General features: G+C 72.2%; 11 protein-coding genes. 3 read left to right on the plus strand and 8 right to left on the minus strand.

Features of this window, described 5'->3' with window-relative positions; translation table 11 throughout:
* Nucleotides 1-183: 183 nt before the first annotated feature.
* The gene (locus tag ACIPFH_RS10845; protein WP_401824943.1) at nt 184-1119 is read left to right on the plus strand and encodes a GNAT family N-acetyltransferase; all 936 of its coding nucleotides are present in this window, start codon (nt 184-186) and stop codon (nt 1117-1119) included.
* A gap of 220 nt (nt 1120-1339) precedes the next feature.
* On the opposite strand, the gene ACIPFH_RS10850 is transcribed toward ACIPFH_RS10845, so the two are convergent.
* The 5 genes from ACIPFH_RS10850 to ACIPFH_RS10870 form a co-directional block, all read right to left on the minus strand.
* Nucleotides 1340-2329, minus strand: coding sequence for a malate dehydrogenase (locus tag ACIPFH_RS10850; RefSeq protein ID WP_401824945.1), 990 nt, complete (start codon nt 2327-2329; stop codon nt 1340-1342).
* A gap of 448 nt (nt 2330-2777) precedes the next feature.
* Complete coding sequence (locus ACIPFH_RS10855) at nt 2778-3755, minus strand: helix-turn-helix domain-containing protein (RefSeq protein ID WP_401824946.1); 978 nt, start codon at nt 3753-3755, stop codon at nt 2778-2780.
* Nucleotides 3756-3883: 128 nt separating this feature from the next.
* Complete coding sequence (locus ACIPFH_RS10860) at nt 3884-4342, minus strand: helix-turn-helix domain-containing protein (protein ID WP_401824948.1); 459 nt, start codon at nt 4340-4342, stop codon at nt 3884-3886.
* Nucleotides 4343-4608: 266 nt separating this feature from the next.
* Nucleotides 4609-5055, minus strand: coding sequence for a DUF3017 domain-containing protein (locus ACIPFH_RS10865; RefSeq protein WP_401825154.1), 447 nt, complete (start codon nt 5053-5055; stop codon nt 4609-4611).
* 178 nt (nt 5056-5233) lie between these two features.
* Nucleotides 5234-6088, minus strand: a complete 855-nt coding sequence (locus tag ACIPFH_RS10870; protein WP_401824950.1) for a bifunctional methylenetetrahydrofolate dehydrogenase/methenyltetrahydrofolate cyclohydrolase — start codon at nt 6086-6088, stop codon at nt 5234-5236.
* Nucleotides 6089-6367: 279 nt separating this feature from the next.
* Between ACIPFH_RS10870 and ACIPFH_RS10875 the strand changes: the two genes are divergently transcribed.
* Nucleotides 6368-7000: an RDD family protein gene (locus tag ACIPFH_RS10875; protein WP_359127832.1), complete on the plus strand. Its 633-nt coding sequence runs from the start codon at nt 6368-6370 to the stop codon at nt 6998-7000.
* Nucleotides 7001-7149: 149 nt separating this feature from the next.
* Here ACIPFH_RS10875 and purH read toward each other — a convergent pair whose 3' ends face one another.
* On the minus strand, nt 7150-8733 hold the full coding sequence (purH, locus tag ACIPFH_RS10880; RefSeq protein ID WP_359127835.1) for a bifunctional phosphoribosylaminoimidazolecarboxamide formyltransferase/IMP cyclohydrolase: 1584 nt from the start codon (nt 8731-8733) through the stop codon (nt 7150-7152).
* The gene (gene purN / locus ACIPFH_RS10885) at nt 8730-9359 is read right to left on the minus strand and encodes a phosphoribosylglycinamide formyltransferase (RefSeq protein WP_401824952.1); all 630 of its coding nucleotides are present in this window, start codon (nt 9357-9359) and stop codon (nt 8730-8732) included. Before purN ends, purH begins: the two co-directional genes overlap by 4 nt.
* Nucleotides 9360-9729: 370 nt before the next feature.
* Here purN and ACIPFH_RS10890 point away from each other — a divergent pair, with 370 nt between their 5' ends.
* The gene (locus ACIPFH_RS10890) at nt 9730-10479 is read left to right on the plus strand and encodes a hypothetical protein (RefSeq protein WP_401824953.1); all 750 of its coding nucleotides are present in this window, start codon (nt 9730-9732) and stop codon (nt 10477-10479) included.
* Nucleotides 10480-10637: 158 nt separating this feature from the next.
* Here the strand turns inward: ACIPFH_RS10890 and ACIPFH_RS10895 are convergent, their stop codons facing one another.
* Nucleotides 10638-12473: a DUF6350 family protein gene (locus ACIPFH_RS10895; protein ID WP_401824955.1), complete on the minus strand. Its 1836-nt coding sequence runs from the start codon at nt 12471-12473 to the stop codon at nt 10638-10640.
* Nucleotides 12474-12544 lie beyond the last annotated feature (71 nt).

Below are 12544 nucleotides of genomic sequence, written 5' to 3' on the forward strand. Positions count from 1 at the left end.
GTCACCCCTGGCTCGGTCTCGGCGACGGCGTCCGCATGCCCCCCGCCTTCCATTGCATGCGCAATCCATGGCCGAAAGTGCGCCGCATCACTGAAGTTAGGGACATAACCTGACAAAACATACGCGCGGTCATGAGTGAAGAGGATGGACGCGGACAGAACCTTTGACTAAAGTCAAAGAACTATGGAGCCAGTGCAGTCAACGCGGCCGACACGGCCGACGGATCCGGTGGCCTCGGAGCAGGTGGCGGCCTTCCGCCGCTTCAACCGCTACTTCACGCGCCGCATCGGCGCCCTGGACGACCACTTCCTCGGCCAGGACCGCCCGCTGGGCGAGGCCCGGCTGCTGTTCGAGATCGGCGACGGCGTGTCCCTGCGCACGCTGCGCGGCCGGCTCGGTCTGGACGCCGGGTATCTGAGCCGGATGGCGAAGGCCCTGGAGGCACAGGGCATGGTCCGGATCAGCGTGCACCCCGACGACAACCGGCTGCGCATGGTCGAGCTGACCCCCGCCGGACGCGTCGAGCTCAAGGAACAGAACCGCCGCGCCGACGTGCTCACGGCGGATCTGCTGACCGGACTCGACGAGGACCAGCGCGCGGAACTGACCGCGGCCATGGCCACGGCACGCCGGCTGCTGCGACTGGCGGGCATCCGCGTCGAGCATGTCGACGGCGCCGCCCCGGACGCCCGCGCCTGCCTGGACGCGTACGCCGCCGACCTCGCCCCCCGCTTCGGCGGCTTCACCACGTCCGACCTGGTCCGCCCGGAGGAGGTCTCCGGCGAGACGGGCGCGTTCTTCGTGGCGTACGAGGAGGGGCGCGCGGTGGGCTGCGGAGGCCTGCGCACACGGGAACCCGGCGTCGGCGAGCTCAAGCACGTCTGGGTGCACCCCGACGCCCGCCGCCTCGGCCTCGCCCGACGGCTCCTCGACCACCTGGAACGGGCGGCGGCGGCACGCGGCCTGAACGTGCTGCGCCTGGACACGAACGCCACCCTCACCGAGGCGCGGGCGATGTACCGGGCGTGCGGGTACCGGGAGATCCCGGCGTACGTCGACCACCCCTACGCCGACCACTGGTTCGAGAAGCGGCTTTCCGCGTCAACGGCCGTCCGCTGACCACCGGGTGACCGGGTGACCGGGCCGAGGCTCTTCGTCGGCGGCAGCCCCCTGGCGGGCGTGCAGGCCGACCAGGTCGGTGTCGTGGATGACGAAGAGCAGCGGCGGGGCCCGTCGGCCCCACACCCGTCGCTCCAGGCCTGCTTCGGCGAGCGGAGCCGAACGCACTGATCCCCGGGCGGCCGGAGCCGTCCGGGGATCAGAAGCCGGTTGCGGGAACTCAGATGAGGCCGAGCGCGCGGACCGCCTCGCGCTCCTCCGCCAACTCCTGAACCGACGCGTCGATACGGGCGCGGGAGAACTCGTTGATGTCCAGGCCCTGGACGATCTCGTACGAGCCGTCCTTGGTGGTGACCGGGAAGGAGGAGATCAGGCCCTCCGGGACGCCGTACGAGCCGTCCGACGGGATGCCCATGGAGGCCCAGTCGCCGTCCGCCGTGCCGTTGACCCAGGTGTACACGTGGTCGATGGCCGCGTTGGCCGCGGAGGCGGCGGAGGACGCGCCACGCGCCTCGATGATGGCGGCGCCGCGCTTGGCGACGGTCGGGATGAAGTCCTCGGCCAGCCACTTCTCGTCGTTGACGACCTCGGCCGCGTTCTTTCCGGCGACCGTGGCGTGGAAGATGTCCGGGTACTGGGTGGCGGAGTGGTTGCCCCAGATCGTCAGCCGCTTGATGTCGGCGACCGTCGAGCCCGTCTTCTTCGCGAGCTGGGTCAGCGCGCGGTTGTGGTCGAGGCGGGTCATCGCGGTGAAGCGCTCGGCCGGTACGTCCGGGGCGGCGGCCTGGGCGATCAGCGCGTTGGTGTTGGCCGGGTTGCCGACGACGAGGACCTTGATGTCGTCCGCGGCGTGGTCGTTGATGGCCTTGCCCTGCGGCTTGAAGATGCCGCCGTTGGCCTCGAGGAGGTCACCGCGCTCCATGCCCTTGGTGCGCGGCCGGGCGCCGACGAGGAGGGCGACGTTGGCGCCGTCGAAGGCGACGTTCGGGTCGTCGCTGATGTCGATGCCCTGGAGCAGCGGGAACGCGGAGTCGTCGAGCTCCATCGCGGTGCCCTCGGCGGCCTTCAGCGCGGGGGTGATCTCCAGCAGGCGCAGCTTGACCGGCACGTCCGCGCCGAGCAGCTGGCCGGAGGCGATGCGGAAGAGCAGGGCGTAACCGATCTGGCCGGCCGCGCCGGTGACGGTGACGTTCACGGGAGTGCGGGTCATGGCGTTCTCCGTATGACAGCTGTCGGTGGGGCGTCCCTGCCCCGGGTGGGACGTACAAATGATCGATCTCTTGGTATCAAGAGATCCGACCAGCGGTCAGGCTATCGCGCCTCCGGGATCACGGACGGCCGGGGTTGTGTGGCCCGCCCCACAGAGTGACCCCGCTTGCGGACACCGCGGTACAGAACACGGCGACCGCCGGTCCGGGAGAGGTGGAACCGAGCGGCCGCCGTGATGGGGGTGCCGGGTCGTGCCGGACTCCCGTGGGGGTACCGGTTCGCGTTCCCGGCGCGGAGGCGGGTATTCCTGTGCGCGTCGCTTTTTTTCGGCCCGGGTCCCACCGACCCTGCTCCGCACCCGCTTCCCACCCGTTTCCCACCCGTTCGGCCCACCAGTCGGCCGCCTCCGTCTCAGGGCGTGTATCCCGCCGGCCGTCCCCCGGGCGCCCTCAGGGTGTGCACCCCTGCTGTCCCGACGCGAGCACCGCGCACGCCGTCGCGTCCGCCGCGCTCCGCACCGCCACCATCGGCGTGTACGCGATCGTGTCACCGGTCACCGTGATGGCGCCGGTCTGCAGCACCGAGCCCACCGTCAGCCGCACTTCGTCGCCCTGCCCGGCCTGGGTGATCCGGCCCCAGGCCGCCCCGCACGTCCTGCTGTAGCGGACCTCGACCAGGGTCGTCCCGACGGTCGCCGTCTTCGCCGTCGCCACGAGGTCGCCGCTGCACCCCGTCTCCTCCGCGTCCCGGCCCGTGCAGCCGGAGCCGCCGCACGACACCCCGGAGGGCAGGGCGGTGCTCGGACCGGCGGGGGCGGGCGAGGACGACCCGGGGGTGCCCACCACCTGCTTCGGGTCCCCTCCGTCGGTCAGGGGGAACGCGCCCACGACGACCACCACCACCCCCACGACCCCGGCGAGGAACATCGTCGTCCGCCGTGGGCCGGGACCGGGGGAGCCGCCGCCCGACGGGCGCGAGTCCCCCGACGGCGGCATCGTCGGTGATCCGCCCGCCGGGCCGGCGACGCCCGGGGGCACCGTCACCTCGATCCGGCCCGCACCGCCCTCGCGCACCTCGGGCGGCGGCCCGAACTCGCCCAGCGCGGCCCGTGCCCGGGAGATCCGGAGGGCCTCCATGGTCCGGTCGTGGCGCATCTCCGAGCGGCTCCAGGCCCGCTCGGCCAGCTCCCACATGGTGGTCAGATGGACGGGAGGCGTGCCGGTGACCTCGGCCAGCGCGACGATCGCGCCCTTGGGTGCCAGCAGCCGGCCGTTGAGGTACCGCTCCCAGGACGTCCTGCTGTAGCCCGTACGGTCGGCCACCGCCGCGACGCTCAGTCCCGTGCGGTCCACGACCCGCCGCAACTGCTCGGCGAACTCCCTTACCTGCGGGTCGAGTTCGTCGGGCAGAGCTTTCCAGCGAGGCATCGAACCCCCTCCCTCCGCCAAGTCCCCCATTGGTCACGTTAGACCCGATGCCGAGACGATTCGGGACACATACCCGAACTGTCAACGTATCGACACGGACGAGCGCGCATCGGCACGGCGAACGCACATCAGCCGAAGGCGACCGCTCCCCCGACGGCGACGCACAGCAGGGCCAGCAGGAGCAGGACCGCGTACAGCAGAAGGCGTCCGGCGGGCCGGGGCGAGGCCCGCGGGGCGGACTCCTCCGGCCGGTCCCACCAGGGGATCGTCGGATCGTCCCGGTACTCCTCGCCCGGGTGCGCCGGCGCCGGTCGCGGCCAGACCTCGACGGCCAGCTCCCAGCGCACGACGTGCCGTTCGGCCTCCGCGCCGAACAGACCCGCCACCCTGCACAGCGCGGCGACGGCCTGCCGGGGCGGCGGCTGGACGGCGTTGAGATAGCGCTGCCAGGAGGACTTGCTGTACGCGGTGCGCGCGCCGAGGGCGGCCAGGCTGAGGCCCGTACCGTCCTTGAGCTGCCGCAACTGCTCCACGAAGTGCCGTACCTCCGACGGCAGCCCGTCCGGCAGCGGCTGCCACGCGCCCATCCCGCCCACCTTCCCCTCGATCCGTTGGGGGGACGACGCGAGGCGGCCGGACGGTTCCCGCGGCGGGCACGGCTGTGGCACGGCGCGCACACCGTGGCGGAACGGTCACCTCCGTGCCACAGCACCCGGTCGGCTGTTGAACCGGCAGTTCACGGGGGAGGAACGTGGAACGCGTCGGCGGCCCGTCCTCCTCGGGGGATGAGGACGGGCCGCCGTATCGCCGCATGCCCTTGCGCACCGCTGTGTACCGGCGTGTGCGGCCGTGCTCAGCTGCTGACCGTGAAGTGCAGGGTGTCCTTGAGGAAGGGGATCTGGAGCCAGGGGTTGGGCTGCACCATCAGCGCCAGCAGGACGATCGCCGCGCCCAGCACGGTGTAGGTCACGATGTCGGTGAACCGGGAGCGTACGGCGAGCATGCCGACGCCGGGCAGCAGCCAGCGCAGCACCGCGCCGACCAGCAGTCCGACGCCGATCAGGATCGTGCCGACGCGGAACACGTCGAGCGCGGTCACCAGCAGACCGAGCGCGACGATGCCCAGGACGAGGATGATCGGCCACTGCCGGGCGGCCAGCGCGTCACCGGGCGCGGCCCGGCCGCCGCCCTCGGGGCGCGCCGTGTCCCGGGTGAACAGCGGGAAGCGGCGAGTGGTGCGGCGTGGCACCCCGTCGACATCGGGCGCGCTGACCGGGTCCCGCACCTCGATGCCGTCGATGCCGTCGGCGTCGCCGACGTCGTCGCCACGGCCGGTGTCGACACGGCCGACGTCGTCGACATGGCCGGTGTCACCGACACGGCCCTCGTCATCGACACGGTCGATGCCCGTGCGGTCGGTGTCGCCGATGCCGTCGTCGACACCCTCGTCGATGTCTCCGGTCTTGCCGGAGGTGCTGTCAGCCGACACTGCGCTCAGCCGCCTCCACCACGTTGACCAGCAGCTGGGCGCGGGTCATCGGTCCGACCCCGCCGGGGTTCGGCGAGATCCAGCCGGCCACCTCACGGACGTCCGGATGGACGTCGCCCACGATCTTCCCCTCCGCGTTGCGGGAGACGCCGACGTCCAGGACGGCCGCGCCCGGCTTGACGTCCTCGGCCCGGATCAGGTGGGCGGAACCGGCGGCGGCGACGATGACGTCGGCCCGCTTCAGGTGCGCCGAGAGATCCCGGGTCCCGGTGTGGCACTGGGTCACCGTCGCGTTCTCGCTGCGCCGCGTCAGCAGCAGCGGCATCGAGCGGCCGATGGTGACACCGCGGCCGACCACCACGACCTCGGCGCCCTTGATCTCGACGCCGTACCGACGCAGCAGCGTGAGCACCCCGTTGGGGGTGCAGGGCAGCGGGGCGGGCTCGTTGAGGACCAGCCGGCCGAGGTTCATCGGGTGCAGTCCGTCGGCGTCCTTGGCCGGGTCCATGAGCTCCAGGATCCGGTTCTCGTCGATGCCCTTGGGCAGCGGGAGCTGGACGATGTAGCCGGTGCAGGCGGGGTCGTCGTTCAGCTCGCGGACGACCGCCTCGATCTCCTCCTGCGTGGCCGTGGCGGGCAGCTCGCGCTGGATGGAGGCGATACCCACCTCGGCGCAGTCACGGTGCTTGCCGGCGACGTACTTCTGGCTGCCGGGGTCGGTACCGACGAGGATCGTGCCGAGTCCGGGCGTCACGCCCTTCTCCCTGAGCGCCGCCACCCGGGCGGTCAGATCGGACTTGATCGCGGCTGCGGTGGCCTTGCCATCGAGAATCTGGGCGGTCATGGAACCCATCCTCCCGGATGACGGCCCCCTGGTTCCAATCCGGATGAACCCGGGCAGCGGCGAATCCGGTTCCGGCCATCCACCTCGGCGGTTCCGGCCATGATCGGGAAGGTTGCACTTGCACAAAGCCTGCGGAAAGCGGCTGGACAGGAGCACGCCCGGCCAAGAACCATGGGGGTCCGCAGTATGCGGTCGGTGTTGGGGGGCAAACCGCTTATTTCAAGACGTTCCTCCGCGCACTCCGCCTCGTCCCCGCTTGTGCAACGGAGGAAATCCACCATGAGTTTCGGCCCGCCCAACGACCCCTACGGTCAGCCGCAGAACCCGCAGCAGGGCCAGCCCGGGTACGGCTACCCCCAGCAGGGCCAGCCCGGTTACGGCCAGCAGGCGCCGCAGGGCGTCCCCCCGCAGGGGTACGGCCAGCCGCAGCAGCCGGGTTACCCGCAGCAGCCCGGCTATCCCCAGCAGCCCGGCTACCCCCAGCAGGGTTACGGCTACCCGCAGCAGCCCGGCTACGGCGGGCAGCCGCCCTACGCCAACTGGGGCCAGCGGTTCCTGGGCACCCTGGTCGACATGCTGGTGTTCGCGGTCCCCTACGCGCTCGTCATCATCGGCAAGGACACCCCGGTGCTGATGCTGGTCGGCGCCCTCGTCCTCATCGGCCTCGCCATCTGGCAGCTGATCCAGGAGGGCCGTACCGGCCAGACCGTCGGCAAGAAGGCGCTGGGCATCCGCCTGGTGCGGGAGAGCGACGGGCAGCCGCTCGGCGTCGGCATGGCGTTCGTCCGCCGCCTGGCGCACTTCCTGGACAGCCTGGCGTGCTACCTGGGCTGGCTGTGGCCGGCGTGGGACGCCAAGAAGCAGACGTTCGCCGACAAGGTGTGCAGCTCCATCGTGATCCGCACGAACTGAACGGCGTGACCCGCGCGCACCGCGCGGCGGGTGAACGGACGACGGCCCCGGCCCCCTCCTCGAGGGGACCGGGGCCGCTTCGCTGTCGACCGGCCGAGCGATCGGGCCATCAGCCGGTCAACCCGGCAACCCGGCAACCCGGCAACCGGTCAGTGGAAGAAGTGGCGCGTGCCCGTGAAGTACATCGTCACGCCCGCCTTCTTCGCGGCCTCGACGACGAGCTCGTCACGGACCGAACCACCGGGCTGCACCACGGCCTTGACGCCCGCCTCGACCAGGACCTCCAGCCCGTCCGGGAAGGGGAAGAAGGCGTCGGAGGCGGCATACGCACCGCGCGCCCGCTCCGCACCGGCCCGCTCGACGGCCAGCTTCGCCGAGTCGACGCGGTTGACCTGCCCCATGCCGACGCCGACCGAGGCGCCGTCCTTGGCGAGCAGGATCGCGTTCGACTTCACCGCGCGACAGGCCTTCCAGGCGAAGGCGAGGTCCGCGAGTTCCGCCGCGCCGAGCGCCTCGCCGGTCGCCAGAGTCCAGTTGGCCGGGTCGTCGCCCTCGGCCTGGAGCCGGTCGGTGACCTGGAGCAGCGCGCCGCCGCCGACGGGCTTGAGCTCGACGGCGCCCGCGGGGCCCTGCGGCGCCTTGAGCACCCGGATGTTCTTCTTCTTGGTGAGGGCCTCCAGAGCCCCCTCCTCGTAGTCGGGCGCGACGATGACCTCGGTGAAGATCTCGGCGACCTGCTCCGCCATCTCCTTGCTCACCGGCCGGTTGACGGCGATGACGCCGCCGAAGGCCGACAGCGGGTCACACGCGTGTGCCCTGCGATGCGCCTCGGCCACATCCGCGCCGACGGCGATCCCGCAGGGGTTGGCGTGCTTGATGATCGCGACGGCCGGCTCGGCGTGGTCGTACGCGGCACGGTGCGCGGCGTCCGTGTCCGTGTAGTTGTTGTACGACATCTCCTTGCCGTGCAGCTGCTCGGCCTCGGCGAGGCCGCCACCGCTGCCGTCGACGTAGAGCGCGGCGGGCTGGTGCGGGTTCTCGCCGTAGCGCAGGGTGCTCTTGCGCTCCCAGGTGGCGCCGAGGAAGTCGGGGAACCGCGACTCGTCCACGGGCGCGTAGGAGGAGGCGAACCAGGAGGCCACGGCCACGTCGTAGGCGGCCGTGTGCTGGAAGGCCTCGGCGGCGAGCCGCTTGCGGGCGGCGAGGTCGAAGCCACCGCCCTGTACGGCCGACAGGACGTCGCCGTACCGCGCCGGGCTGGTGACCACGGCCACCGACGGGTGGTTCTTGGCGGCGGCCCGCACCATGGACGGCCCGCCGATGTCGATCTGCTCGACGCACTCGTCCTCGGAGGCGCCCGAGGCGACGGTCTCCCGGAAGGGATAGAGGTTGACGACGACGAGGTCGAACGGCGCGACGCCCAGCTCGTCCAGCTGCTGCCGGTGGCTGTCGAGGCGCAGGTCGGCGAGGATGCCGGCGTGGACCTTGGGGTGCAGGGTCTTGACCCGGCCGTCCAGGCACTCGGGGAAGCCGGTGAGCTCCTCCACCTTGGTGACGGGAACGCCGGCGGCGGCGATGCGGGAGGCGGTGGACCCGGTGGAGACGAGCTCGACACCGGCCTCGTGCAGCCCGCGGGCAAGCTCCTCGAGCCCGGTCTTGTCGTAGACGCTGACGAGCGCGCGACGGATGCCCCGCTTGCCGCTCTCTGCCGTGACAGTGCTGTCGGCGGTCACTGGATAACTACCTTTCGTCCCTCAATGCGATAGCCGTTGCGGGCGAGCCGCCCCACGACCTCGACGAGCAGCCTTCGCTCGACTTCCTTGATGCGCTCGTGCAGAGCGCTCTCGTCGTCCTCGTCCCGGACCTCGACCACGCCCTGGGCGATGATCGGTCCGGTGTCGACGCCGTCGTCGACGAAGTGGACGGTGCAGCCGGTGACCCGGGCGCCGTACGCGAGCGCGTCACGCACCCCGTGGGCCCCGGGAAAGCTGGGCAGCAGGGCCGGATGCGTATTGACGAACCGCCCCCCGAACCGCGCCAGGAATTCCTTGCCCACGATCTTCATGAACCCGGCGGAGACGACGAGGTCCGGTTCGTGGGCGGCCACGGCCTCGGCGAGCGCGGCGTCCCAGCCCTCCCGGCTCCCGAAGTCCTTGACCCTGCGCACGAAGGTGGGAATCCCGGCGCGCTCGGCACGGGCGAGCCCTTCGACGCCCTCACGGTCGGCTCCGACGGCCACGATCTCGGCGCCGTAGGTCTCGACGCCGGTGGTCGCGATGGCGTCGAGCAGAGCCTGGAGGTTCGTACCGGATCCGGAGACCAGCACGACGAGGCGCTTGGCCACGGGCTTGGCGGCCACGTTGGGGCCCTTTCTCGGGGGAGCGTCTGTCCGGCCGGTTTATACATTCGTACGAATGCTTCGCGCCCCGGGATACGGGGAAGTCTACGAAGCGGCCGACCGTCAGCAACGATACCGGCACACCGGGCGGCCCCCACGGGACGGGGGCGTGGCCGGAAGGTAGCGTCTGGGGCGAGCGGGCTCGGGAACGCGGTGGCGATGCGATGCGTTCTGCAAGTGACGGCCCAGCAAGGCAGTACCAGCGCAATACCGGTCAACACCAGCCGAAACCGTGGCCTCCGCCAGGATCACGGTCGCGGCCACCACCTTGATCACCATCCGAAGCACCGTCCTGATCACCGCCTGATCACTAGGGGAAGACGCTCACTTGATGCCGGACCGCAGTCTGCGACTCCTCACGCTCCCCCCGCAGTCACCGCAGGGAGGGGAGCGCGGCGCCGTGCTGCTGCGAGAGCGCCCGCCCTCTCCCCCGGACGCCCCCTCGGGCGACGGCGCGCCCCCCGAGGAGGACAACCCCTTCGCCCCTCCCGCCGAGGGCACCCCGGACCGCCCCTGGCAGCCGCGGCGCCCCGCGGACGGCGGACCCGAGGGCGGGCGTACCCCGTGGGGCGGCCAGTGGAGCGACCAGCAGCCCGGCCGCTCCCCCGGTGGCTTCGGCGACCGCCCCGGCGGCAACCCCGAGGGCGGCGGTGGCCCCGGCACCGACCCCGGCAAGCGCTGGGACCCCACGGACCCGGCCCAGCGCCGCGCGCGCTACGCCCTGCTCAGCGGCATGTGGGCCTTCTTCTTCGCCCTCTTCGGCTGGCCGTACGTGGCCCTGCTGCTCGGCGCACTGGCCCTCAACTGGGGAATCAGCGCCCTGCGCGCCAAGCCCCGGACCCCGGACCCGGACGCCCCGCCCGCCCCGGAGACGACCGGCCGCCCCCAGCGGACCGCAGCCGTCAGCGGTCTGGTCACCGCCTCCCTGGCCCTGGCCCTGGTCGCCGCGAGCTTCACCGCGCAGCTGGTCTACCGCGACTACTACACCTGCACGAACGACGCCCTCACCTCCGAGGCGCAGCAGTCGTGCAGCGACCTGCTGCCGAAGGAACTCAAGACCATCCTGGGCGCCAACGCCTGAGTTTCGGCAGGTCCGGGGGTTCCTACCTCCGGGGAGCCCGAGGCCGAGGCCCTTTCGGGGCGAAACGGGGTCCCGGGGGCGTCAGTCCCCGGGGACGGGAGGGGCAGGGGCGGCGGGGGCGAAATCCCCTCGCCGGTCACCGACCCGCCCCGCCTCCCTCACCCCCGTCCAGCCCCTCGTCCTTCCCCGCCCCCCTCCAGCCCCTCGCCCTTCCCCGCCTCCCGCAACGCCGCCCACCGAACCTCCCGAGCCACGTCCCCATGCCACACCGGATCCAGGTAGCCCACCGGGTCCATCGGCTCGACCCGCTCCAGCGGGTCCAGTGGATCCACTGGGTCCACCGACTCGACGGACGGGACCGGCTCCACCGGCGCTGCGGGCAGCCCCGCCTCAATGTGGTCCACGAACGGGACACTTCCGACGTACCCGACGGGCTCGGCATGCCCGACGGTTTCGACGTGCCCTGGGTGCCCTGGGTGCCCGGCACGCTCGACGTGCCCACCATGCTCGACGTACCCGGCACGCTCGACGTGCCCACCATGCTCGACGTGCGAGAAGTCATACAGCTCCGACTCCGCCACCGACACACCGCACTCCTTCTCCGCCCCACGCCTCCCACTCCAGGCCCTCCGCCGTGCCCCCGAACCCCGCCGCTCTCTGCACAGCCATCCCCGCACCCCGACAGCCACCGGCAGTCCCACCCCCACGGTCCACAGCACCACCGCGCTCCCCACCTGCCACCACACCGGCCCGAACCGAGCCAACGCGGAAATCCCCAACGGCCCACCGCTCAACCCCGCGAGTCCCCCCGACAGCACCCCGCATCCCACCCCCGCCAGCACCACGCCCCCCGCAGTCCTCCCCCAGGACCAAGCGCTACGGCCACCGGCCCCATCGGCCCCACCGGCGGCACCAGCCGGGTTTCCCGCCCCTGCCGCCGCCCGAGCCACGAACACTCCGACCGTCACCGCGGCGACCACCGGCACCACTCCCGCCGCCCAGTTCCACGGCGTCCCGCCCCCCGCCTCGGGAACCGCCGCCAGCAGCGGAAACGGTGGCAGCAACGGTGCCGGGTCGGAGGACAACGGCGTCACCACATGCCCGGCACCGAGGACGTACCCCGGCCCGAGCGCATACGCGGCCCCCCACACAGCCGCGTTGGGCACCAGCGCCACGCACAGCAGCAGCACCGCGAACCGCCCCGACCACCCCTCCGTCAGCTGGAGGAACGCCTCGCGAGCCGCACCCAGGTGCCACACCGAGGACACCGCCACCAAGAGGGCGCCGCCCCCGAAGAGCATCGCGGCCCCGGCCCCCGCCGCCCGCCCGGCGGCCCCGAGCCGCTCCCACCCCTCCGCTCCGAGGAACAGCCGCCGTGCACCGCGGGGCAGCACGAGCAGCGCGCTGTCCACCGGCCCACGAGGGCCGCCGTGGGCCGACCACACCCCCGCCCCGGCGGCCAGCACCGCGACCGCCGGCACACACACCGCCGTCCACGCCCACGAGGGCCGCAGCGCACCACCGGCGGCGTAGCAGGCGGCGCCCGCGCCGACGGCGAGGTAGCCGAGCACGACGCCCGCCCAAGCGGTACGGGCACTGCCGAGCAGCGCACCCCCGTCGTCAGCCCCACCCCCGTCCAACGCGTCGCGCGCGGCACGCCACACCAGCCACACCGGCAGCGCGAGCAACAGCAGCGGGGTGATACCGACCGGCGCCGGAACCCCGGACAGCGTGTCGACGCGCACCAGTTCCGCGCCGTGGGCCAGCAGCCACAGCGCGGCGGCGACATGCAGCGCACCGCCCGGCCCACTGTCGGGATACGGCGAGCTGATCCACAGCACCATCACGAGCGCGGCGAACGAACCGAGCCCCAGCCCGGCGGCGAGCGCTCCACCCAGGAGGCCGGCGGCCAGCCCGGATGATCGGTCACGCATCCGGCTGAGCAGGGGCGACAACGACAGTCGGCGAGCGGTCATCTGGATCACGACCGTCATGCTCCCAACGACACGCGCTTTCCCGTCGTAACAGGCGAAGTTCCGTTGTGTCGCTCAATATATGTTTATGT

The organism is Streptomyces sp. NPDC088157 (assembly GCF_044741545.1).
In the GTDB taxonomy this organism is placed as follows: Bacteria; Actinomycetota; Actinomycetes; order Streptomycetales; family Streptomycetaceae; genus Streptomyces.

Bases quoted from the DNA above. Each gene is read 5' to 3' on its own strand.
- ACIPFH_RS10845 (WP_401824943.1), top strand. From the start codon at position 184: ATGGAGCCAGTGCAGTCAACGCGGCCGACACGGCCGACGGATCCGGTG.
- ACIPFH_RS10850 (WP_401824945.1), bottom strand. From the start codon at position 2,329: ATGACCCGCACTCCCGTGAACGTCACCGTCACCGGCGCGGCCGGCCAG.
- ACIPFH_RS10855 (WP_401824946.1), bottom strand. From the start codon at position 3,755: ATGCCTCGCTGGAAAGCTCTGCCCGACGAACTCGACCCGCAGGTAAGG.
- ACIPFH_RS10860 (WP_401824948.1), bottom strand. From the start codon at position 4,342: ATGGGCGCGTGGCAGCCGCTGCCGGACGGGCTGCCGTCGGAGGTACGG.
- ACIPFH_RS10870 (WP_401824950.1), bottom strand. From the start codon at position 6,088: ATGACCGCCCAGATTCTCGATGGCAAGGCCACCGCAGCCGCGATCAAG.
- ACIPFH_RS10875 (WP_359127832.1), top strand. From the start codon at position 6,368: ATGAGTTTCGGCCCGCCCAACGACCCCTACGGTCAGCCGCAGAACCCG.
- ACIPFH_RS10890 (WP_401824953.1), top strand. From the start codon at position 9,730: ATGCCGGACCGCAGTCTGCGACTCCTCACGCTCCCCCCGCAGTCACCG.
- ACIPFH_RS10895 (WP_401824955.1), bottom strand. From the start codon at position 12,473: ATGACGGTCGTGATCCAGATGACCGCTCGCCGACTGTCGTTGTCGCCC.